A 22,898-nucleotide genomic window follows, 5' to 3' on the forward strand; every position below is an offset into this window, starting at 1 on the left:
ACCGCTGTCAGGCGTCGCTGAACACGTGGGCATGGCCGATGGTCGAGACGTGAACCGCGCTGCCGGCAGGGGGCGCATACATGCCCGAGCTGCGAACCGTTAATGACCGTCCGGCCTGTTCACCGGCACTCGAGGCTTCCAGCTCCACGGTCAATGTGCAGGAGTTGCCGCTGAAATCCCGTTCAGTGACCACCGCGCGGCAGCCGGCAGCCTCGGTGGGATTGGGCTGGGCGCTGACCAGTTGCAGTTGTTCGGGGCGCAGCATGATCTGCGCGGCACTGTTATTGCGGTGGTTGTTCACCGGTATCCGGCCGAGGTCGCAATGCGCCCAACCAGCTTCGATTCGGGCCGGCATGACCACCGCATCGCCGAGAAACAGCGCGGTCTGTTCGTCGTCGGGGTAGCGGTAAAGGTCCAGGGGATGGCCTGACTGCACCAGCCGACCGTCACGCATCACCGCCAGTTGATCGGCAAACGACAGCGCTTCGCTCTGATCATGGGTGACCAGGATGGTGGTGACGCCGGCATCGGACAGCAGCCGGGCGACCATTTTGCGCATGGCACCGCGCAGGCCGGTATCGAGGGCGGAAAACGGTTCGTCCAGCAGCATCAGGCGCGGCTGTTGCGCCAACGCCCGGGCCAGCGCCACACGCTGTTGCTGGCCGCCGGAGAGTTCATGGGGCCAACGATTGGCCATGTTTGCGTCGAGGGACACGCTGTCCATCAGCTCGGCGATACGCTCGCTTTTTTCACTGCCCTTGCTCGCAAGCCCGAACCCGATATTCGCGGCCACGGTCATGTGCGGGAACAGGGCGCCGTCTTGGGGCACGTAACCAATCAGGCGCTGATGCGCCGGCACCTCGTGGGTGTTGTCGACGAGTGTCTGGCCGTTGAGCGACAGGCGGCCGGTGTCTGGGAACTCGAAGCCGGCGATCATCCGCAACAGGGTGGTCTTGCCTGAACCCGACGGGCCGACAATCACCGTCCGGCTGCCGGCGGGCACCGACAGGTTGATGCTCTCCAGCGCCTGATGGTCGCCGTAAGACTTGGAAATGGCATGCAGTTCAAGTGCGTTCATCGGCCAGCCGTTCGTTTGGATTGGTGATAAAGAAGTCCGGTCAGCGGTAGCGACAGCAGGATCATCAACAGGGCATAAGGTGCGGCGGCGGCATAGTCGATTTCACTGGTCAGGGCCCAGAAGCCGGTGGCCAGGGTGCGCGTGCCATTGGGCGCCAGCAGCAGGGTGGCGGTGAGCTCGTTGGTGATCGCCAGAAACACCAGTGCAGCGCCGGCGGCAGCCCCCGGCGCGGCCAGGCGCAGGGTGATCAGCCACAAGGCCCGACCCGGTGAGCGGCCGAGGCTGCGCGCAATGTTTTCCAGCTCCACCGGTGCCTGGGCAATACCGGCCCGTAGACTCACCAGCGCTCGGGGCAGGAACATCAGTAGATACGCCAGCAACACGGTGATCGTGGTCTGGTAAATCGGCCGGGCAAAATGGATGGTGAACGTGACCAGGGCCAACGCAACGACAATCCCCGGCAACGAGCTGGTGATGTAGTTGCAGCTTTCCAGTACCCGTTGCAGCCGGCCCGGCGAGCGAATCGACAGCCAGGCAATCGGGATCGCGGCGCAGGTGGTGAGGACCGCGCCTGCAGCGCCTAACAGCAACGTTTGTTGCAACGCCGGCATCAGGTCATCCAGTTGCCAGACCTCCGTACCGCCCGCAATCAGCCACTTGCCGAGCGTGATCAATGGCACGCCCAGCGCCAGTGCGCAGGTGATGCCTTGCAGGAGCAGGCCGAGCGCGATGTCGCGTGAGCCCAGGCGTACAACCCGCTGAGCGCGTGCACTTCCCGACCCGACCCGGGCGTAACGCGCCGTGCCGCGCGCAGCGGATTCGGCGGTCAACATTGCCAGGCAACACAGCGCCAGCACACTGGCCAGCATGTTGGCGGCAGGGCCGTTGAAGGTGGATTTGAACTGGTCAAAGATCGCGGTGGTGAAGGTGTCGAAGCGGATCATCGCGTACAGGCCATATTCCGCGAGCAAGTGCAGGCCCACCAACAAGGCGCCCCCGCAAATGGCCAGGCGCAGCTGTGGCAGCACCAACCGAAAGAACACCGCCCACGGTTTGAGCCCCAGTGATTCGCCAACGTCTTCGATGGCCGGGTCGAGCCGGCGCAGGGCGGCGGCAATCGGCAGGTACAGAAACGGGAAGTAGGCGATGACCGAGACCAGTACGCCGGCAAACAACCCGTGAATCGGTGGCACCAGGCTCACCCACGCATAGCTGTGGACAAAAGCCGGCACGGCCAGCGGGGCAGTGGCCAGCAGTGACCAGCCGCGTCGGCCCGGCAGATTGGTGCGCTCTGTCAGCCAGGCCAGCGCCAGGCCCAGCATCACGCACAACGGAATGGTGATCACCACCAGCAACACGGTGTTGATCAGTAATTCAGCGACACGAGGCCGAAAGACCAGCGACACGATGGCCGACCAGCCCGTTTGAATCGACACGCCGATGACGAAGGCAATCGGCAACAGCGACAGGAGGGAGACCAGTACGGACAAACCGATCACCCACACGCCGCCGCGACCTGCGAAGACGCCACGGGAACGTCGTCGCAAGTTCGAGGGCATCGCCGTGGCGACGCCCCCTGGCAAGGTTTCAGGCATCAATTAGAGCAGTCCCGCCTGAGTCATCAACTCCACGGCTTTTTTGCTGTCGAGTTTCGAGGCATCGACAGCTGGCGCGTCGAGTTGCTGCAAAGGCACCAGTTTAGGATTGGAGGGCGCGTTCTTGCCCACGGCGTATTCGAAGGATTTACCGGTTTCGAGGACTTTCTGGCCTTCTTTACCCGTGATCCACTTCAGCAGTGCCTGTGCTTCTTCCTTGTGTTTGCTGGAGGCCAGGACGCCACCACCGGAGACGCTGACAAAGGCCCCCGGGTCTTTGTGCTTGAAGTAGTACAGGGCGGTGTTCTTGCTGTTTTCGCCGGTCTTGGCTTGATCGCCGAAGCTGTAATAGTGATAGATCACACCGCTGTCGACCTGACCGGCGTTGACGGCCTTGAGCACGGCGCTGTTGCCGCGATAAATCGTGGCGTTGGTTTTCAAGCCTTTAAGCCATTCGAGGGTGGCGGCTTCGCCTTTGAGTTCCAGCACGGCGGCGACGATGGCCTGGAAATCGGCACCGCCGGGCGAGGCGCCCCAACGGCCTTTCCAGTTGGGGCCGGCGAGGTCCATCAGCGATTTTGGCAGATCGGCTTCAGGCAGCTTGCTCGGGTTGTAGACGAATACAGTGGAGCGCGCAGCGATCCCGACCCATTTGCCATGCGCCGGACGATAAGCCGCCTCGACTTGTTCCAGCGTGGTCGGCGCGACCGGTGCAAACAGGCCGGCGTTGTCCACCAGCACCATGGCCGGGGAGTTCTCGGTCAGGAACACATCGGCCGGGGAGGCGGCGCCTTCTTGTACGATCTGGTTGCCCATCTCCGTGTCGTCGCCATTGCGCAAGGTGACGGGAATCCCGGTTTCCTGAGTAAACCCCTCGACCCAGGCCTTGGTCAGGCTTTCGTGTTGGGCGTTGTAGACCACGATACCGGCGGTTTCCGCGGCATACACGTGTCCGGCGCCGAGCAGTGCAGTGGTCAGCAGTGCGGTTTTGAGGAACGAAGGAATTGAGGGCGTCATTCTGGGGGCGGCTCCTGTTCTTTTTAGGTGTCATGCACGCCGATTCGCTAGCAAATCAATGCGAATCATTTGCATGATTTTGAGTGGCAGGGAATGTAGAACGCAAAATGAGAAAAAAACGTCAAAGAAACCGTTAATACATGTCATTTTCATTCAGATTAGCAGCCCCTCAGCGCCTTGCCCGCCGGGGCTGATATCAAACGATGTCAGGTTCATCCCCGGCAGAATTTCTTTCCACACACCTCGTTGTGAGCAACCGGCGGGCGGCCGCTCATGTGTAAAAGGTGGCGAAAGGATAGTACCGTTCTCAAAGGCACGCCGGGAAGCGGGGCCAGGCGTTTCAATTCTTCGTGGTGGACGGCTCGGGAATAAACGCGACGCTCTGGTCTTCACGGGCGTGAAACAGCCGCTCGCCGTTGGTGGGCGTGGTGGTGATCACCTGGTGGTCGGCACTCAGGTAGTTCAGCGGCAGTGCATCGCCATTGCGGTACTGCGCGATAACAATGGTGCGCTGCGGATTCCAGTGCTGGCCGCTGGTGCGGTCCAGCCAGGCCATCAGCGCGGCGGTGTCGCCGGTGCGGGGAAAGTCCTCGGTTTGCTGTACGTAAAAAAACGCTGGCCCGCCGGTCTGCAGGTACAGGGGCACTTTGTTGTCGACGTCGATCATCACCATGCGCCAGTGATTCAAGGGCGCCCGTTTGCTGGCCTCAAGCTTGACCGTGTCACCGAAATCCACCACGCCGCCACCGCTGTTGGTCCAGGGATACAGCACACCGAGCACGGCCATCAGGGCGACTGCGCTCACCCCGAAACCGATCTGCAAGCCGCGACTGGCAAACGTGCCGGTCGCGTTGCGTTCAGCCATGCGTCGGGTGATCCACCACGCGCCCAGCAATTGCGCGAAGGGCACAAGCGGCAGCACGTAGTAGCTGCGTCGACTGCCACTGGCGGTAAAAAACAGCATCAGTAACCCCAGGCCCCAGATCAGCCAGCGTGTAGTGGGCTCGACACTGCGCCAGTTGCGCAACGCGACCCAGCACGCCAATAGCCAGCAAGGCGCCCACGGCAAGGTGTAGACGGGGAGATAAAGCAGGTAGGTGTAAATCGGACCGATGTTATCGAATGGCTGGAAAAACCGGACGACGTTCTCACGCAACACCAGGCCCAGGCCACTTTCACCATAGGTCGGTGCACCGTAGACATGCGACAGCATGAACGGGGTCATGTAGAAAACACCGGCAATCAGCAGGGCAGCACACAGCCGCAGATTGAGGTGGCGTTTCCAGCGTCCTTGCTGAACCAGATGCGGCAGCAGCAACAAGCCCGGCAGGATGAAACCGATCAAGCCTTTGAACAGCGAGGTCAGGGACAGCAGCAGGAAAAATACCAGGTAGCGGCCGAGGCGGGTGTCGTCCGGTCCGCGCCAATACCACCACACCGCCGCCAGCACGCCGCACACCGTGAGGATGTCGGCCGTGGCCACCCGTGCCCAGAAGACAAAATAGAAGGTGGTCGCCAGCATCCACCCGGCAATCAAACCGGTGCCTTTACGAAACAGCTGTTCGCCAATCAGGTAAACCAGCCACACGCTCAGCCACGCGGCTATTACCGAAGACAGGCGCAATGACCAATGGTCCAGACCGCCGGTCAACCAGGCGGAGGCCGTGATCAGCCAATAGGAGGGCAGCGGCTTGTCGTAATAGGCGCCACCCTTGAGGTAAGGGTCGAAATAGTCGCCGCTTTGCAGCATCTGCAACGCGATGTTGGCCCAGCGTGTTTCCGCGCCCCACAACTCGCGGGTGCCCAGGCCCAACAACAGAATCAGCGCAGTGACACCCAGCAGCAGCGTTAACCGGCCCTTGTCACTGGCCCAGAATTTCATGACGGGTTCCCAGTTGGCACGTTGGCAGAAACGCTTTCAGGGCCGCTTTTCGGAAATATCAGGATCTGCAGATTGCCTCGCTGATAGCGCACGCCGTCGATAGGTAGCAGCTCGACTTCCTGCACTTCCTGGACGCTGTTCACCCGCATGACCACGCCGACTGCACCTTTTTTCCGTGCTTCGGTCATCCACTTCCCGACACTGTCCTTGGTGACTTTGCGTGAGTCCTTGGCAGGGTCAGCGAGGCCGTATTTCAGCTCGCCTATGGTATTGAACAGATCGACTTGTGGCCGCTTCAAACGCCAGGACAACGCCGAAGCCGCCCCTAGATCATTACTCAGCAATGAAGAGGTGTGCGCCAAGGCATCGAGGTGCTCGGCGATAAACTGATCCGGCATCTTGCTGTTGACGATCTGCGAGGGCATTGCGGCCGGTGCCAACGCAACCAGCAGCCAGATACCGACGGCCGGCATCGCCCAAAACGTCAATGGCCGCATGACTTGCAAGGCGTTGGAGATGATCCAGCCGATCAACACAATGAACACCAGGGACAGGCTGAACATCTCAGTGTTTTGGTAGATTTCCTTGCTGGTTTGCATATAGAGCAAGGCGATCAGCGCCGCCGTGCCCACGCTGATGTTGATCACACCATTGATGCGGATTGAACGGCCTCGCCCCTGATTCAGCTGTTCCATGACCGTGTGCCCGATCAGCAGGGCCAACGGCAACAGGCACGGCATGATGTAGGTCGGCAGCTTGCCGCTGCTCAAGCTGAAGAACGCCAGTGGCAACATCAACCACAGCAGCATGAACGCGATGGCGGGTTGGCGTTTTTGCTTCCAGGCGTTGATCAACGTGCTCGGCAGCAATGCAGCCCACGGCAGGCTCGACGCGACCAGCAGCGGCAGATAGAACCACCATGGCCGTGCGTGTTGCGCATCATCGGCGGCGAACCGGCGCACGTGTTCATTCCAGAAGAAGAAATTCCAGAAGTCCGGCTCCCGATGCGCGATGGCGAGCACCCACGGCAAGCACACCGCGACCGCGACCATCACGGCGAGCGAACCGTAACGCAACAGTTCCCCCATGCGTCGTTGCCAGGTCATGTAGGGCAGGGCGATCAACACCGGTAACAGCCACGCCAGAAAGCCTTTGGTCATGAAGCCCATGCCACAGGCAAATCCCGTCAATGCCCACGCACCTGCTTTGCTTCGAGACGTATGGCTGTCGATGGCAAACCACAGCGCGACCAGGCTCAAGTTGACCCAAAGGGTGAATTGCGGATCGAGGTTGGCGTAACCGGCCTGACCGGCAATCAGCCCGAAACTCATGTACAGCAGCGCGCAGGCAGCGCTTTTGCGCGGATCGTTCCACAGCCTGCGGGCGATCAGGTAAGTCAGCCAGACACTCAGCCCGGTACTCACTGCAGAAGCAATACGCACACCGAACAGGTTATCGCCGAAGATCGCCTGACCGATGGCAATCATCCAGTAGCCGGCGATGGGTTTTTCGAAGTAGCGAATACCCATGAAGTGCGGCGCGACCCAGTTGCCGCTCAGGAGCATTTCCTGGCTGATCTGGCCGTAGCGGGCTTCATCGGGAATCCACAACCCGTGCGTCACCAGCGCCAGCAGGTAAAAAACTACAAACGCCAACAGCAGGCCGGGCACGAGCCATCGCTCGATGGGGTCGCGAGCGCGGCTTGACTGAACCGCAGAAAGGGGCAGTGGGTTATGTGAAGTCATGACTCGTCCTTGGCGCAATACCGCGAGCGGGCAGCGTGGGTAGCGAAGTTCAATAGGCAGTGGGGTAACTCAAGTTGAGTCGGTGGCGAGTGATGGCGAGTTTTATTGGCCCTGCACAGCGTTCCAGTCTTCGGGGTTAACAATGCCGAGCACTTGAAGTTGCCCGTTAGTGTCGATGCGCAGGAACAGTGAACTGCCATATTCACTCTTGGCCGCATGCGGGAAACCGGTCTCGGCCAGGAAGTCGCCGATACAACCACTGTGAGAGACCAGCACCAGATTGCGATGAGCCTGCTTGTGCGCGACCACGTCGTTGCGCAGTGTCTTGCCACAACTGGCCAGCCATTCCTGAGTCTTCGGGTCGTTGCCGAACATGGCGTGCGACGTTTGTATCGTGCGCGTGGTCGAGCTGCTCAACACATCGGTTTGCGCCATCCCCAAGTGCATGAAGTGCTGGCCGACTGCCGTAGAAGACTCATTGCCGAACCGGGTAATACCGTCCGCTGGCCCCAGGCAAGGGTTGCTGGATTGGTCGCACCGTTCGGCGTGACGGACCAGCGCTACGACTTCGCCAGCCTGCCAGTCTTGCAACAGTTCAGACTTGGCGGCGCTATCGGCGCTGGCCAAGTGAGTGGGCGATCTCGGCCACAAGACAAAACCCGTGACGACAACAGCAACCACTGAGGCGGTGATCAGTGAGGCCAGTTTTACTATGCGCGAAGTCATGTTTTGTTCGTAATCTGAAGTAGAAGAATTACGAGCAAAACTAGAGCCGCGCAGGTAGCGGAGGAGTGAAACGAATGTGAAAAAATTGCGCAGGGGGAAGGCGGGATTAACTTAGTTAGTTATTGAAAATTCTTATCTTTTACTCGAAAGCTGTCGACGCTTTGTTTATGAAATAAAGCCGTCATGCAACGGTTAGTTCAGCGGTGACCGGGGCACCGCTGAACAGTGCCCGGACGTTTAAGAAAAGGGGCTCAAGAGGACGGGCAACTCTGTTGTGTTCCCCTGGCCGCCTGGATGATTTGTGCAGCCAGGCGCTTGACGTTGTTCTGCTGGGCCAGGGCCAGATCTTCGATGGTTGCTCCGGAAGGCGTTTGCAGGGTGCTGCGACAAGTGATTGCAGCGTTTTTGCCTTCGCCGGCGACGCGCAAGCGCCACGTTGCATCGATCAGCCCGTATTGTCCCGGAACGGAGTCAAAGCGCTGCAAGTCGATGCGCAACGACAACTTGCGTGGAGGGTTTGCGTTGGCCAATTGATCCACCAGCGCACTTCGAAACTCATCCGCCAACGACGCCCCCCACCATTCGGTTTCAAGCAGCACCAGGCCGCTGTTGCCTTGGCGAATCACTACCTGTGGCCGATCGACCTGCGCCGGCACACTGAGGCTCTCAATCTCGATGGACCCCGCGCTGGAGTGCGTCGCACCGCCCGTTTGAGCCGGCATCAGGGTGTGGTAGTGAACGGGATCACTGCGGCAGGCTGCGAGCAGCAACAGCGCAGTGACCAAGGCGAGCTTCGGCAAAAAAGCCATAGGTATTGCTCCTTTCTTCTGCGGCCCGGTCATTATTTCAGGTCCTTTGCCGCGGCATTGTCAGGTCGACCACGAATCAGCGATTCCGGATGGCGGCCCAGGTAATCCGCCAGTTCACGCAACGATCGCGCCGTGCGTGAAAGCTCATCCAGGGTCTGCCCCAGTTTTTCCCTTTGTGGCGAATCTTCGGCAATGGTGGAGTTAGCCGATTGCAATGTTGTATTGGCCGATTGCAGGGTTTTGCCGACGTCTGACAGAGTGGAATCTACGCCGGGGAGTGTCTTGCTGTTGAATTTCACCAGGCCTTTGCGCAGTTCCACGAGGTTGCTGTCGAGGTTGTCGGCAATGCGTTCCACGGGCAGCTTGTTGATCTTGGTGATCATGGCTTCGAGTTTTTCCTGCAACTGTTCGAGGCTGCCCGGAAGCGTTGGAATCATGACCGGGCGCGCGGTCGCGTCGAAAGCCACTTTCTCCGCTTTGGGGTAGAAGTCCAGGGCGATGTACAACTGGCCGGTCAGCAGGTTGCCGGTACGGGCCTGGGCACGCAGGCCGTTTTCGATGAAGGTGCCGATCATCCGAACGCCAGCCGCTTCGTCATTGGGGTCATGATTGAGCGCCTTGATCATTTTGGTGTGGGCCTGACCCAGGCGTTGCGGGTAGATCACGATGCCGACGTTGACCGGGAAGGTGCGTTTTACCGGGTCAAAATCCAGGTTGACCGACACCACCTTGCCGATTTCCATGCCGAGGAATTCCACCGGTGCATCGACCTTGAGCCCGCGCATGGCCTGATCGAAACGCAGGGCCAGGAACTGTGCCTTGCCATTGGGCGGGGCGAGGGCGGTTTGCTGATCTTCGAACAGCTCGTAGGCATACTCTTCGGCGGCCGGTTTGTCGTTCGGGTTGTAATCCGGTGCGCGGAAGGCGATACCGCCCACCAGCAAGGCGGACAAGGACTCGGTCTTGAGCGCGAAGCCGTTGGCGCCGACGCTCACGTCGACACCGCTGGCATTCCAGAATCGGGTGTTTTCGGTGACGTACTGGTCATTGGGCGCATGGATGAACAGGTCGATATTTACGCCTTTGCCATCCGGGTCCAGCGCATAGGCCACTACTTGGCCGACCTGTATCTTGCGGTAATAGACCGGTGAGCCGATGTCCAGCGATCCGAGGTCCGGTGTGTGCAAGGTGAACCGTTTGCCCGGCTCGCCGTAAGTGATCGGTGGCGGGTTTTCCAGGCCCGTGAAGTTTTTCGAGCGGCCATTGGCCTGGCCAATGTCGGCGCCGATGTAATCCCCGGACAGCAAGGTATCAATGCCCGAAACCCCGCCAGCACCGATGCGTGGCCGTACGACCCAGAACTGCGAGTCTGAACGGGTGAAGCTTTCGGCCTGTTTGGTCAGTTTGATCGTGGCGTTGACACTCTTCTGGTCGTCGCTCAGCTCCACGTCCGAGACCTGGCCGATCACCACGTTGCGGTATTTGACCTCGGTCTTGTTGGCCGTCAGGCCGGAACCGGTCTTGAACGTGACCGTGATCGTCGGGCCTTCCTGCAAGATGCTGTGGACCACCAGTGACAACCCCACCAACACCGCAACAATGGGCACGATCCAGACCAGTGAGAGACTGCGACCGGTCTTGACCGGGGCCTGTCCGGGGGCTTGAGGCCCTTCAGTGGCTTGCGACTTCATCCATGACCTCCTCGTTTTGTGGGTATTCCCGCTTTTTATCCCAGATCAGGCGCGGGTCGAAACTCATCGCCGCCAGCATGGTGAACACCACCACCAAACCGAAAAACAGAATGCCCGGGCGCGGTTCAATGTCGGCCAGGGCTTGAAACTTCACCAGTGAGGCGACCAGCGCCACCACGATCACATCGAGCATCGACCAGTAGCCGATGACCTCGACGAAGCGGTACAGCTTCGACCGCTCCTTGCGTGCCCACAGGCTCTCGCGCTTGACGGTCACCAGCAGCAAGGTCAGCGCCGCGAACTTGATGCCCGGTACCGCGATACTCGCAATGAAAATGATCAGGGCAATGTCCCACGCACCGGCCTCCCAAAATTCCAGCACGCCGCTCATGATCGTGCTGTCGGCGCCATTGCCGACCATCTTGGTGTTCATCACCGGCAACAGGTTTGCCGGCACGTAAAACGCCAGGGCGGTGAACATGTAGGCCCAGGTGCGGGTCAGCGAGTTGGTTTTACGCCGGTGCAGCGGCGCGCCGCAGCGCTCGCATTCGTGAGGCTCACCGGTCATGTCGCAGGCCATGCCGCAGGTATGGCACAGGCAGAGGTTGAGGTCTCTGGCGACCGGGGGCGTGTTCATAGGATGTCCCACAATTCACGGATATCGCGCCCGGCGATGCGGATCATCATCAGGCTGAGCACGGCCAGGGCAAACAGGCCGATGCCGGGCAGCACGTCGAGCAGTCCGGCCAGTTTGATCACCGCGACCATTGCCCCAAGCAGGCAGACTTCGAGCATGCTCCACGGCCGCAAGGATTCGAGCCAGCGCATGCAGAATTTAAAACCGGGGGCACGTCGGTGCGAGAGGGCAAAACCCAGGACCCAGATCAGCAGCAACAGCTGGAAAATCGGCGCGATGATCATGGCAATCGCTGCGACCATCGCGATGAAGGTGATCGGCCCCAGGCTCAGGGCCATGACCGAATCCCACAGGGTTGCGCTGTTTTTCAGGCCTTTGAGGCTGATGCTCATGACCGGATAGAAATTGGCGAAAATCCACAGCACCAACGCCGTGAACGTCAACGCCAGTCGTTGCTCGACCGTCAGGCCGTTGTAACGCTGGAGCACGCCGCCGCAGCGGGTGCACAGGGTTTTCTGGTGTTTGGCGAGCGTGACTTTTTCATACACACAGTCGCAGTGCTCGCAGATGATCAATTGATCAGTATTCGCCATGGGCCAAGGCTCAACAGTAGGCAGGAAGTTCAGAGCACCTCCTCAATATAGAAGTGCCTCGCAATTGAGCAAATCGAAAGTCGAAACGGTGCTGTATCGGTGAACCTTCATTTGTTCGGCGTACTGTCGATTTCGCAGCAGCTCGTTCGACTATCTACTAAGGAATGAGACGGCGGATACGCTGTGATCCCCGGCATTCCCGGAACATGCACTTAACAGGAGAAGACCATGCGCAAGCTCACCGTTGCCGCTTTCCTGAGTCTGGACGGCGTTATGCAAGCCCCCGGCGGCCCTGACGAAGACACCAGCGACGAATTCCGCTTCGGTGGCTGGATCGTGCCCCACGCCGACAAGGTCTCCGGCGAGGCGGTACAGGACTTGTTCTCGCAGCCGTTCGAGTTGCTGCTGGGGCGTCGCACCTACGACATATTTGCGGCGTATTGGCCGCGGCAAACGGCCGATTCACATAGCCATTGCATTGCTGACCTGTTCAACCGTGCGACCAAGCATGTGGCCACGCATCGCCCCGATACGCTGGAATGGCAGAACAGTCATGCGCTGGAAGGGAACGTTGCCGATGCGATACGCGCGCTCAAGCAACAAGAGGGTGCCGACCTGTTGACGCAGGGCAGCGGCGATCTGGTGCGCCAACTGCTTGCTGCCGGATTGGTCGATGAACTTCGGCTGATGACGTTTCCCGTCATGCTGGGGCGCGGCAGGCGCTTGTTCGACGACACGGCGCAGGCTTCGGCCTTCACGTTGGTGAACTCCACCAGCACGTCCAACGGTGTGCTGATCACCCGGTATGTGCGCGACGGGGAGGTGCGCACCGGTACGTTTGATAAATGAATAGCATGGCCATCGGCGGACTTCTGTTCCACCCAATGGGTAATCGATTCTCCCTCTGTGGCGACGAACCGGTTCTTCGCCACAGAGGATCTGTGCTTACACCTTCACTTCAACCTTATCCAATACCTGATTCACCGCCAATTCCCCCAACATCACCACTTGTGTAATCCCCAGCAGTGTCTTGCGGTTTGAGTTGTCCAGTAGCGCCGCGAGATTACTGAGCATGGTGGTGGCCGAGCCCAGTGATTCGCTGGCATTGACCAGCAGGGATTCGGTGTCGTACTTGGGGTTGGCGAGGAACATCGGTTCAGGTTCGTGGTTGCTGGCCATGATCTGGGCGGCCGGGTTGAGGTAGTGGTCGAGGGCGCGTTCGGCCGCTTCGTGGAATTTTTTCGAATCGAGGGATTCGTAGGGCGATGCCGGGTCAGTGTCCGGTGGGTTGGGTGTTGGTTTTTTCATAGTGAAACTCCTGGAAGAACTACTGAGGAGCCATCTCCCTTCGCTACCAAACGAAAGGTGGTGGCCATGCACAGGTTGGTAGACCGGTCCAGGAACCCGGCGCTCCCGAGGGAGCCCTACGCATGGCCACCATAAAAAACAGAGATTAAGACGATCTCTGTAAAAGGTGGCGCTATGCGCCTGGAAATACCGGGCTACCAAACCCGATCACTGTTTTCAGTGACCCAGCCACGATAGAACCCGTGCCCCAGACGCACAAGCCGGCGGATTCTGTCTTACCCGTAGGCGATGGCGCAAGGCGTTGTAGCCTTTGGGTGGTAACAGGAGGCTTCGTTTAAACAGGCAGGAATTTCGTTGTTTAAGCGTCAGTCCCCACAAGGGGGTAATACCGTTCACTTAAGAAAATCTCGGGACAAACGAAAACTTGTGGCGAGGGAGCTTGCTCCCGCTGGACTGCGCAGCAGTCCCCTTCTTTTTGGATAAGCAAGGGGCGCTTCATTGGGTCTTTGCGCTACAGCAACTGGCGCCCGGAAAAAGACATTACGCCGTGGCTTCTTCTTGATAGAACGCGTAGTCGGTGTAGCCCACTTCGGTACCGCCAAAGAAGGTTGGGCGGTCATAAGCGTTCAGCGGCAGATTGTGGCGCAGGCGCTCCGGCAAGTCCGGGTTGGCGATGAAGTGACGACCGAAGGCCACCAGGTCGGCGTCGCCAGCCTGAATGATGGCCTCGGCGGATTCGCCGTTGAAGCCACCGGCAGCAATGATCACGCCGTTGTAGTGTTTGCGCATCAGTTGGGCTGCGACCGGCGCCGGGTCGGCATTTTCGTCCTCGATGTTGCCCAGGATCCGCGGCTCGATCAGGTGCAGGTAAGCCAGGTTCAGCGGCGCCAGTTGCTGCGCTACGTAGGTAAACAGGCCTTCCGGATCGCTGTCGCCCATGTCACCCCAGGTGCCGCTCGGGCCGACACGTACCGCCACGCGATCACTGCCCCACACGGAAATCAGCGCGTTGGTCACTTCCAACAGGAAACGAGCGCGGTTTTCGAACGAGCCGCCGTAAATGTCGGTGCGCTTGTTGCTGTTGTCCTGCAGGAACTGATCGACCAGATAACCGTTGGCGCCATGCAGTTCCACGCCGTCAAAACCGGCTTTCACGCCGCGTTCGGCTGCGGTGCGGAAGTTTTCTACCTGTTCTGCGATCTCTTCGATGGTCAGGGCGCGGTTCGGGGTGTTGGGTACCCAACCTTCAGTGGTGTAAGCCACGCCGCCGTGCAGGATTTCCGATGGGCCGACCGGGAGGCTGTCTGCAGGCTGCACGTCGACATTGGACTGGCGACCCGCATGATAAAGCTGCAGGAAGATCTTGCCGCCTTTGGCGTGCACGGCGTCAGTGACGTGTTTCCAACCTGCGATCTGGCTGTCCTCGAACAGGCCCGGTGCGCCGAGATAGCCATTGCCGTTTGGCGCGGCGATGGTGGCTTCACCAATCAGGAAACCGCCTTCGGAAGTGCGCTGGGCGTAGTACTCGGCCATCAAGGCGCCAGGGCGGGCGCCGTCTTCGGCACGCATCCGGGTCAGCGGTGCCAATACAACGCGGTGGGCGAAGGTGAAGGGGCCGACGTTAACTGGGGAATGAAGTTTGGACATGATTGCCTCGGTCTGAAGAGTTAGGGGTAGAGCCATTGATCATTTGCCTGGGTCGATTGCCGTGTGGCTTTCGGGGTTGAGGCGCTTGGCATTAGTTAATGCGATTTCCCCAGGCGGATAAATGGGCTGTGATTCCCAACACTTCGGACTTTTCGGCTGTAATGCCTGTCGGCTAGCCGGTTAACACAATCACCTCTTCGCAGGTTTTCCGCTGGTAGGGATGTGCAGGTACGACATCACGCTTTCCGTCAGTTCGGTGGCGAGTTTGACCGCTTCTTTATTGCGCGCCATCACGCCAGCAGGGGGGGCTTTGTATCGGGGAGGGGGAGGTCGTTTCAATGCCTGGCCGATTGCTGCCCATTACGGCGGGCAGCAATCGACCAGGAAAGTGCTCGTCGGGATGCCCCGACGCCTAATCAATCCAACGGTTTCAGCGCTTGATCTGGGAAATCTTCGTGCCTTCGATGCTGACCCCGGCCATCAAGCCTTGCTGGTCGGTAATGAACGCGTACGCGTCATCCTTCAGCGTTGAGCTGGACAGGTTCTTCGCAATCCCTTCATCCACTACAACAACCGTTGGCCCGACACCGATTTCCCAGCCCTTGGTTTCGGCGAGGTATTTCACCGCTTTGTCGGTCATCAGAAACACCACATAGCCGTACGACTGGGCGCCGGCTTGCAGCCCCCAGGACCCGCTGACGGAGTTGTAATAATCCACTGCTTTATCGCCCTTCATTAACACGCCTTCGCCATAACTACCGCCGAATACCAGGCCGGCCTTGATGATTTTCGGGAAGACCAGGATAGCCTTGGCTTGTTTTGAGAGGGTTTCGGCAGCAGGAGTGGATTTGTAGAGGATTTTCAATTCTTGCCGAGCGTCGGCGTTCAGATCCTCGGCGGTGGCTGCACCGGCTGTGTTGAGGAAGCTCGCCGAGGCCAGTGAGGCTGTCGCGAGAAAGAACGAGAGGAGGAATCGCATTGATTGTGTCATTACCGTACTCCGAGAAAGGGAGCTTGGACGGGAACAGCAGTCAGTGCCTGCGTCTGGCAGGAACCGGGTTTGCTGAAGTTATCCGGCTCACCCTGAAAGGTTGGGATTGCAAGCGTCGCGCTTGAACACTAGAGGCCCCGGGCCGCTGATCAGTTGCGATGCCATCACTTGTTGTGACCACTGTGTAACGGCGGGGTTCGCTGATGGCTGACACGCCTCGAACCTCGATCAATTCCTTGGCGTCCGGCCGTAATCATCTGCGCTGCTAAAATGCACCTTCGAGTTCCAATCCAGGAGAACCAAGATGATCAGCAAAAACACGATTTGTCTCTGGTACGACGGCAGCGCGCTGGAAGCTGCGACCTTCTATGCAAAGACATTTCCCGACAGCGCCGTGGGCGCCGTGCACCGCGCGCCGAGCGACTATCCGGCGGGTAAGCAGGGCGATGTCTTGACGGTTGAGTTCACGGTGATGGGCATTCCGTGTCTGGGCCTGAACGGCGGGTCGGGGATCCAGCATAACCAGGCCTTTTCGTTCCAGGTCGCGACTGACGACCAAGCCGAAACGGATCGCCTGTGGCATGCGATTGTCAGCAACGGCGGCACGGAAAATGTCTGCGGCTGGTGCCAAGACAAGTGGGGGTTGTCGTGGCAGATCACCCCTCGTGTGTTGACGGCCGCGGTCACCAACCCTGATCAAGCGGTGGCCAAGCGTGCGTTTGAGGCCATGATGCAAATGGGCAAGATCGACATCGCGGCGATCGAAGCAGCGGTGGGGCGTTAGCGGGTCACGTGGAAGTGGTTGATTGCTCCGCGCTGGCCCGATCAATCAACCACTTCTTCAATACCGCAGCGGCTGGACGTAATACAGCCTGACGGTGGTGAACCAGGTAATAGCCTCTGGATACCGGTAGGCGCATTTCAAAGGGTTCGCACAGCGAGCCATTGCGCATTTCCACCTCCGTCAGGACCGCGCTACTCAGTACAACCCCCTGTCCATGTCGTGCCGTTTCTATGGCCAGAATGGACTGGTCGAAATGTTGACTGGGGATGCCAGCCACCTGCGCGTCGGTCAATTGGCTGAACCGTTTGAACCACGGCGTCCAGTGGGGAAGCAGGGTGGTTTGCAGGAGTGTGGCCCGCACCAGGTCTTCGGGGCCTTTGAGCTTGAGTTTGCGGGCATAGTCGGGTGAGCAATAAAGCCGGGCTTCATCCGGATACAGCAAGGTTGCGTCCAGCGTCGGATCGTTGCCGTCAAAGTAGCGAATCGCCAGATCAACCCGATCCCGCTCAAAGTCGATCAACGCCGTCGATGCGCTCAGGTGCAGGGAAATGTCGGGCCTGAAACTCAAGAAGTCGGCCATTCGTGGCGCGAACCACTTCGCAGCCAGCGTCGGCGGCATGGACAGCCACACTTCATTGACGTTGCTCAGGCGCAGCTCGTTGCTGGCTTGCTGGATCCGCAGCAATGCGGGTTGCACGGCGGCCCAGTAGTTCAGCGCAGCTTGAGTCGGCTGGACTTGCCGCACCGACCGGATGAACAGCGGCGTACCCAACCATTCCTCGAGCTTCTGAATCTGCTGCCCCACGGCGCCCGGGGTGACATGCAGTTCAGCCGCCGCTTCAGTAAAACTGGCGTGTTTCATCGCGGCATCGAATGCGATCAGTGCCTTGAGGGGAGGCATGTTGTTCATACTGAAATTTTGCTACTCCATGCAGGTTTTTTAATCGTTTGTTCAGTTCGGCCTTCAGCCCGTACCTTCGCACATTAACTCCCCGCGCAGAGGTTCATCATGAACAAATTTGTCTATCCTGCCTTTACTTTGCTCGGGCTGATCTGGGGCACTAATTTCATTTTCATGAAGTGGGCTGCCGAGGTGATTACGCCGATGCAGATTGTGCTGTTGCGGGTGCTCTTCGGCTTCCTCCCGATCCTTGTCCTGGCACTGTCCCGCCGTGCGTTGCGCTGGTCACATTTGCGCTACTTGCACCATTTCTTCGTTATGTCGTTGCTCGCCACCACCGTGTATTACCTGGCGTTTGCCAAGGGCGCGGCGCTGCTTCCTTCGGGAATCGCCGGCATGCTCAGTGGTGCGATTCCGCTCTTCGCCTTTTTGACGGCGTTTGTGTTTTTGCGCCAGGAACCCATCAACCGCTTGACCGTGACGGGCCTGATGATCGGTTTTGTCGGTGTGCTGCTCATCGCCCAGCCATGGAACAGCGGCGGCAATGCCGTTGATATTCGTGGCGTGCTGTACATGGTCGGCGGTTCGCTGAGCCTGGGTTGCTCATTCGTTTACGCCAGACGGTTCCTGATGGACAAGGATCTGTCGCCGCTGGCCTTGTCCACATACCAGATCGGCCTGGCACTGCTGGTGCTGTTGTTGACCGCCGACCTTCACGGGATCGAGCGCATTGCACACGAGCCCGTCGCCTTGAGTGGGCTGGTGTTCGGGCTTGGGGTCATCGGCACCGGCGTGGCGTTCCTGTTGTATTACTTCCTGGTGCAGCACCTCGGCGCGCTCAAGGCGGCGGGTGTCACCTACATTCCGCCCGTCGTGGCACTGGGCATTGGTGCATTGCTGATCCATGAACCGTTGCAGGCGCATGATGTGCTGGCACTGCTGTGCATCATCGTCGGGGTCTATGTATTGCAGGTCGGGAAGTCTGCGCCGCGCCCGATAGCCACCGCGTCTTCTTTAAAACCGCTTTAAAAACGTCCTCCAACAAACAAACCCTCAACCCCAGCAGGAAACCACCATGCCTTTAGCCAGAATCGACGTTGCCGCTGATACCTCCGAAGAAACCGTCGCCGCCATCAGCGATGTGGTTTACGAGGCCATGATGCAGACGGCCAACGTTCCCGAACATGACAAGTTCCAGATCATCAATCGCCACCGCAAGGATGAGCTGGTTTATCCGTCGGCCGGCTACCTGGGCCTGACTTACACCCCGGGGATTGTGTTCATTCAAGTGACCTGGAATGCCGGGCGAACCGTTGAGGTCAAGAAAGCGTTTTACCAGGCAATTGCCCAGGGCATTCATGCAAGGACAGGACTGCGAAAGGAAGATGTCTGGATCAGTCTGGTGGATGTGAAGCGCGAGGACTGGTCGTTCGGCAATGGCGAGATGCAATACGCACCCGTCGATTGAGGGAGGGGGCAAGCCCCCTCGCCACACGCCGCTAACCCAACATTTCGCGCATCCGGTACCAGAGCATGCCCAGCGCCAGCAGTGGTGAGCGCAGGGCGCGGCCGCCGGGGAAGGTCATGTGCGGAACGGCACTGAATACATCGAAGCCTTTGCTGTGCCCGGCATGGATGGCTTCGCCCAATAGTTTGGCGCACCAATGGGTGACGTTCAGGCCATGGCCGGAGTAGCCCTGGGCGTAGAACACGTTGGGATGCTGGCTCAAGCGACCTACCTGGGGGAAGCGGTTGGCCGAGATGCCGATCATCCCGCCCCATTGATAGTCGATCCTTACATTGGCCAGTTGCGGGAACACCTTGAGCATGTGCGGGCGCATGTAGGCGGCGATGTCCGCTGGATCGCGACCGGAGTAATGGCAAGCCCCGCCGAACAGCAAACGCCGGTCCGCCGAGAGCCGGTAGTAATCGAGGCCGACTTTCTGGTCACACAGCGCGACGTTATGCGGGATCAGCTGCGCCGCGGCTTCTTGCGACAGCGGTTCGGTGGCGATGATGTAGCTGCCCGCCGGAAGCACCTTGCCGCTGAGCTTGGGTTCGAGTTCCTCCAGATGCGCATTGCACGCCAGTACCAGGCTGCCGGCGCGCACCGTGCCACCGGCACAGCGCACCTGCACGGTACTTCCATGGATCAGCTCCAGCACCGGGCTCTGCTCGAAGATCTGCACGCCGAGGGATTGCGCGACCTTGGCTTCGCCGAGGACCAGGTTCAGCGGGTGCAAGTGCCCCGAGCCCATGTCGACCAAACCGCCGGCATACACGCCGGAGTTCACCACTTGCTCGCGGATCTGTCCGGGTTCGACCAGACGGGTTTCATGGGCGTAGCCCGACGCGATCAGTTCCGCGTGTTCGGCCTTCAGCCCGGCGAATTGCGCCGGGGTGTTGGCCAGTTCGCAGAAGCCCCAGCGCAGGTCGCAATCGATGCCGTGTTCGCGGACCCGGTTGCCCACCACTTGCACCGATTCGACGCCGGCCCGTTCCAGGTAGCGCACACCTTCGGCACCGACATGCTTGGCAAACCCGCTGACGTCGTGGCCGATGCCGCGAATCAACTGGCCGCCATTGCGCCCGCTGGCGCCCCAGCCAATCCGCCGGGCCTCCAGCAGGATCACCGAGAGCCCGCGCTGCGCCAGTTCGATGGCGGTGTTGACGCCGGTAAAGCCGCCGCCGATCACGCAGACATCGGCCGTCAGGTCCGAGGCCAGCGCGGGGCGCGGCGTCAGGCCGTTTGCCGACGCGGCGTAGTAGGAATGGGTGTGTTCGTTGCTGTACTGAGTCATTTGTTGGACTTCACTTTGCTCCAGGAACGGGTCATCAAACGCATGATCGCCTGGGGCGGGGTGGTCGAAATGTAGAGTTTGTCGAGGACGGCCTGCGATGGATACACCTCAGGATTGTTCACCAGTTCCGGGTCCATGAATTCCTTGGCCGCCGGGTTCGGGTTGGCATAACCGACCGACGCGCTGACCTTGGCAATCACTTTTGGGTCCAGCAGGTAGTTGATGAACGCGTGGGCTTCTTTTGGGTTGCTCGCGTCGGCGGGAACAGCCAGCAAGTCGAACCACAGGTTGCTGCCTTCCTTGGGAATGGCGTAGGCGATATTCACACCGTTCTTGGCTTCCTTGGCACGGTTGGCGGCCTGGAACACGTCACCCGAGTAGCCGAACGCTACGCATATGTCGCCGTTGGCCAGGTCGGACACGTACTTCGAGGAGTGGAAGTAGGTGATGTAAGGGCGGATGGCCAACAACTTGGCTTCGGCCTTTTTGAAGTCTTCAGGGTTTTCACTGCGCGGGTCCATGCCCATGTAGTTGAGCATCGCCGGGAACACTTCATCCGCCGAGTCCATCATCGACACGCCACACTGGCTGAGTTTCTTGATGTTTTCCGGTTCGAAAAGCACGGCCCAGGAATCGATATGGTCGACGCCCAGCACTTGCTTGACCTTGTCGACGTTGTAGCCGATGCCGTTGGTGCCCCACAGGTACGGCACCGAGTGGGCGTTTTGCGGGTCGTTCTTTTCCAGCAGCGCCAACAGTTTCGGGTCGAGGTTCTTGAAGTTCGGCAGTTGTTCGCGGTCGAGTTTCAGGAACGCGCCGGCTTTCACCTGGCGTGCCAGGAAGTGGTTGGACGGCACGACTACGTCGTAGCCGGTGCGGCCCGCGAGCAGTTTGCCCTCCAGGGTTTCGTTGGAGTCGAAGACGTCGTAGATCACCTTGATCCCGGTTTTGGCCTGGAAGTCGGCGAGGGTGGTTTCGCCGATGTAATCGGTCCAGTTGTAGACGCTGACCTGTGGCTGAGCCTGCACACCGGCGCTGAACATTGCCGCCAGCGCGACCGGGACCATGGATTTCAATAGACGCATATCGACACCTCTTCTAATTATTGGATTCTTCCGGAGATTCTTTGGTGTTCCTGAGGCCGCCATCGCGAGCAGGCTCGCTCCCACAGGGGGAATGCATTTCAAATGTGGGAGCGAGCCTGCTCGCGAAGAGGCCAGTACAGGCAAATCAGGTCTCACACGCTCAGCAGCAGGAACTCACGCTCCCAGGAGCTGATCACGCGCTTGAAGTTTTCGTGTTCCGCGCGTTTGACCGCGACATAGCCGCGAACAAACTTGCTGCCCAGATAACGCTCGACGGTGTCGCATTCTTCCATCTGGGTCAGGGCGTCCTCGATGGTGATCGGCAAGCGCAGGTTGCGACGCTCATAGGCGCGTCCTTGCACTGCAGCGCTCGGTTCGATGCGCTCGACCATGCCCAGGTAACCGCACAGCAAACTGGCGGCAATCGCCAGGTACGGGTTGGCGTCGGCGCCCGGCAAGCGGTTTTCCACGCGCATCGCATCCGGCGACGAGGTCGGCACACGCAAACCGACGGTGCGGTTTTCTTCGCCCCATTCAACGTTGACCGGCGCCGAGGTGTCCGGCAGGAAGCGGCGGAACGAGTTCACGTTAGGCGCGAACATCGGCAGCAGTTTGGGGATGTACTTTTGCAGACCACCAATGTGGTGCAGGAACAACTCGCTCATGTTGCCATCGGCGTCGGCGAAGATCGGCAGCCCGGTGGCGATGTCGACCACGCTCTGGTGGATGTGCATGGCGCTGCCGGGCTCATCGCCAATCGGTTTGGCCATGAAGGTCGCCGCGACGTTGTGCTTGAGCGCCGCTTCACGCAGGGTGCGCTTGAACACGGTGATCTGGTCCGCCAGGTCCAGTGCGTCGCCGTGACGGAAGTTGATTTCCATCTGCGCCGGGCCGTCTTCGTGGATCAAGGTATCGAGGTCCAGGCCCTGCAGTTCACACCAGTCGTAGACGTCTTCGAACAGCGGATCGAATTCGTTGGCCGCGTCGATGGAAAACGACTGACGACCGCTTTCGGCACGGCCCGAACGGCCCATTGGTGCCTTGAGTGGCAAGTCCGGGTCTTCGCATCGCTGGGTCAGGTAAAACTCCATTTCCGGCGCAACAATCGGCCGCCAGCCTTTGTCGGTGTACAACTGCAGCACTTTCTTCAGCACGTTGCGCGGCGACAATTCGATCGGGTTGCCGAACTTGTCGAAGGTGTCGTGGATGACGATGGCGGTCGGCTCGATGGCCCATGGAATCACGTAGACCGCATTCGGGTCCGGCTTGCAGACCATGTCGATGTCGGCCGGGTCGAGCAGGTCGTAGTAGATGTCGTCGTCGACAAAGTCCCCGGTTACCGTTTGCAAAAGCACACTTTCCGGCAGGCGCATGCCTCGCTCATGCAGGAACTTGTTGGTGGGTGCAATCTTGCCGCGTGCAATGCCGGTCAAGTCACTGACCACACACTCGACTTCGGTAATCTTGTGATCTTTCAGCCAAGTGAACAGCTGATCGAAAGGGACATTCATAAAGACCTCGTTATTGGTTTTATTAACGTCGGGGAGGGCGGTTTCATCCACCGCACTCTTCCCCTGAGACGCGTTGACGACTATCTTGGGCGAGCCT

Annotated in this window: 21 protein-coding genes and 1 pseudogene; 4 read left to right on the forward strand and 18 right to left on the reverse strand. The window is 59.6% G+C overall.

Annotated elements, in window-relative coordinates:
• Nucleotides 1–7 precede the first annotated feature (7 nt).
• From AC07N8_RS04775 to AC07N8_RS04820, 10 genes are all read right to left on the reverse strand, one after another.
• The gene (locus tag AC07N8_RS04775) at nucleotides 8–1,078 is read right to left on the reverse strand and encodes an ABC transporter ATP-binding protein (protein ID WP_483842283.1); all 1,071 of its coding nucleotides are present in this window, start codon (nucleotides 1,076–1,078) and stop codon (nucleotides 8–10) included.
• A complete protein-coding gene (locus tag AC07N8_RS04780; protein WP_493141793.1) occupies nucleotides 1,075–2,673 on the reverse strand; it encodes an ABC transporter permease in 1,599 nt (532 codons plus the stop codon). Before AC07N8_RS04780 ends, AC07N8_RS04775 begins: the two co-directional genes overlap by 4 nt.
• Nucleotides 2,674–2,676: 3 nt before the next feature.
• Nucleotides 2,677–3,690, reverse strand: a complete 1,014-nt coding sequence (locus tag AC07N8_RS04785; RefSeq protein ID WP_493141791.1) for an iron ABC transporter substrate-binding protein — start codon at nucleotides 3,688–3,690, stop codon at nucleotides 2,677–2,679.
• A 340-nt stretch (nucleotides 3,691–4,030) separates the two neighbouring features.
• Nucleotides 4,031–5,572 (reverse strand): ArnT family glycosyltransferase, encoded by a 1,542-nt coding sequence (locus tag AC07N8_RS04790; protein WP_493141789.1) that lies wholly within the window; start codon nucleotides 5,570–5,572, stop codon nucleotides 4,031–4,033.
• Nucleotides 5,569–7,317 (reverse strand): lipid IV(A) 4-amino-4-deoxy-L-arabinosyltransferase, encoded by a 1,749-nt coding sequence (arnT, locus tag AC07N8_RS04795; RefSeq protein ID WP_493141787.1) that lies wholly within the window; start codon nucleotides 7,315–7,317, stop codon nucleotides 5,569–5,571. The genes AC07N8_RS04790 and arnT overlap by 4 nt, the downstream gene beginning before the upstream one ends.
• A 102-nt stretch (nucleotides 7,318–7,419) precedes the next feature.
• On the reverse strand, nucleotides 7,420–8,043 hold the full coding sequence (gene pmrG, locus AC07N8_RS04800; protein ID WP_493141785.1) for a lipopolysaccharide core heptose(II)-phosphate phosphatase PmrG: 624 nt from the start codon (nucleotides 8,041–8,043) through the stop codon (nucleotides 7,420–7,422).
• 251 nt (nucleotides 8,044–8,294) lie between these two features.
• Nucleotides 8,295–8,852 (reverse strand): PqiC family protein, encoded by a 558-nt coding sequence (locus AC07N8_RS04805; protein WP_483842277.1) that lies wholly within the window; start codon nucleotides 8,850–8,852, stop codon nucleotides 8,295–8,297.
• Between the two features lie 32 nt (nucleotides 8,853–8,884).
• A complete protein-coding gene (locus AC07N8_RS04810) occupies nucleotides 8,885–10,543 on the reverse strand; it encodes a PqiB family protein (RefSeq protein WP_483842276.1) in 1,659 nt (552 codons plus the stop codon).
• Nucleotides 10,524–11,180, reverse strand: a complete 657-nt coding sequence (locus AC07N8_RS04815) for a paraquat-inducible protein A (protein WP_483842275.1) — start codon at nucleotides 11,178–11,180, stop codon at nucleotides 10,524–10,526. Before AC07N8_RS04815 ends, AC07N8_RS04810 begins: the two co-directional genes overlap by 20 nt.
• Nucleotides 11,177–11,773: a paraquat-inducible protein A gene (locus AC07N8_RS04820; protein ID WP_483842274.1), complete on the reverse strand. Its 597-nt coding sequence runs from the start codon at nucleotides 11,771–11,773 to the stop codon at nucleotides 11,177–11,179. The genes AC07N8_RS04815 and AC07N8_RS04820 overlap by 4 nt, the downstream gene beginning before the upstream one ends.
• 228 nt (nucleotides 11,774–12,001) lie before the next feature.
• Between AC07N8_RS04820 and AC07N8_RS04825 the strand changes: the two genes are divergently transcribed.
• Nucleotides 12,002–12,622, forward strand: a complete 621-nt coding sequence (locus AC07N8_RS04825) for a dihydrofolate reductase family protein (protein WP_493141783.1) — start codon at nucleotides 12,002–12,004, stop codon at nucleotides 12,620–12,622.
• 96 nt (nucleotides 12,623–12,718) lie between these two features.
• On the opposite strand, the gene AC07N8_RS04830 is transcribed toward AC07N8_RS04825, so the two are convergent.
• From AC07N8_RS04830 to AC07N8_RS04845, 4 genes and pseudogenes are all read right to left on the reverse strand, one after another.
• Nucleotides 12,719–13,081, reverse strand: coding sequence for a DUF6124 family protein (locus AC07N8_RS04830; protein ID WP_483842272.1), 363 nt, complete (start codon nucleotides 13,079–13,081; stop codon nucleotides 12,719–12,721).
• Nucleotides 13,082–13,621: 540 nt separating this feature from the next.
• On the reverse strand, nucleotides 13,622–14,728 hold the full coding sequence (locus tag AC07N8_RS04835; RefSeq protein WP_493141781.1) for an alkene reductase: 1,107 nt from the start codon (nucleotides 14,726–14,728) through the stop codon (nucleotides 13,622–13,624).
• A 189-nt stretch (nucleotides 14,729–14,917) separates the two neighbouring features.
• Nucleotides 14,918–15,028: pseudogene (locus tag AC07N8_RS04840) on the reverse strand (MurR/RpiR family transcriptional regulator); the annotation flags it as partial.
• Nucleotides 15,029–15,158: 130 nt separating this feature from the next.
• Entirely contained in the window at nucleotides 15,159–15,719 is a 561-nt protein-coding gene (locus AC07N8_RS04845; protein ID WP_493141779.1) for a lipid-binding SYLF domain-containing protein, read from the reverse strand.
• A gap of 304 nt (nucleotides 15,720–16,023) precedes the next feature.
• Here AC07N8_RS04845 and AC07N8_RS04850 point away from each other — a divergent pair, with 304 nt between their 5' ends.
• Nucleotides 16,024–16,503: a VOC family protein gene (locus AC07N8_RS04850; protein ID WP_493141777.1), complete on the forward strand. Its 480-nt coding sequence runs from the start codon at nucleotides 16,024–16,026 to the stop codon at nucleotides 16,501–16,503.
• Between the two features lie 4 nt (nucleotides 16,504–16,507).
• On the opposite strand, the gene AC07N8_RS04855 is transcribed toward AC07N8_RS04850, so the two are convergent.
• Nucleotides 16,508–17,413, reverse strand: a complete 906-nt coding sequence (locus AC07N8_RS04855; RefSeq protein WP_493141775.1) for a LysR substrate-binding domain-containing protein — start codon at nucleotides 17,411–17,413, stop codon at nucleotides 16,508–16,510.
• A 99-nt stretch (nucleotides 17,414–17,512) separates the two neighbouring features.
• Between AC07N8_RS04855 and AC07N8_RS04860 the strand changes: the two genes are divergently transcribed.
• Both AC07N8_RS04860 and AC07N8_RS04865 read left to right on the forward strand, forming a co-directional pair.
• A complete protein-coding gene (locus tag AC07N8_RS04860) occupies nucleotides 17,513–18,433 on the forward strand; it encodes a DMT family transporter (protein WP_493141773.1) in 921 nt (306 codons plus the stop codon).
• Between the two features lie 46 nt (nucleotides 18,434–18,479).
• Nucleotides 18,480–18,872, forward strand: a complete 393-nt coding sequence (locus tag AC07N8_RS04865; RefSeq protein WP_493141771.1) for a tautomerase family protein — start codon at nucleotides 18,480–18,482, stop codon at nucleotides 18,870–18,872.
• Between the two features lie 31 nt (nucleotides 18,873–18,903).
• Here AC07N8_RS04865 and AC07N8_RS04870 read toward each other — a convergent pair whose 3' ends face one another.
• From AC07N8_RS04870 to AC07N8_RS04880, 3 genes are all read right to left on the reverse strand, one after another.
• Nucleotides 18,904–20,205, reverse strand: a complete 1,302-nt coding sequence (locus AC07N8_RS04870; protein ID WP_493141769.1) for an NAD(P)/FAD-dependent oxidoreductase — start codon at nucleotides 20,203–20,205, stop codon at nucleotides 18,904–18,906.
• Complete coding sequence (locus AC07N8_RS04875) at nucleotides 20,202–21,290, reverse strand: polyamine ABC transporter substrate-binding protein (protein WP_483842264.1); 1,089 nt, start codon at nucleotides 21,288–21,290, stop codon at nucleotides 20,202–20,204. The genes AC07N8_RS04870 and AC07N8_RS04875 overlap by 4 nt, the downstream gene beginning before the upstream one ends.
• A gap of 152 nt (nucleotides 21,291–21,442) precedes the next feature.
• Complete coding sequence (locus tag AC07N8_RS04880; RefSeq protein ID WP_483842263.1) at nucleotides 21,443–22,801, reverse strand: glutamine synthetase family protein; 1,359 nt, start codon at nucleotides 22,799–22,801, stop codon at nucleotides 21,443–21,445.
• Nucleotides 22,802–22,898 lie beyond the last annotated feature (97 nt).

The organism is Pseudomonas sp. GW821-FHT10C09 (assembly GCF_059415465.1).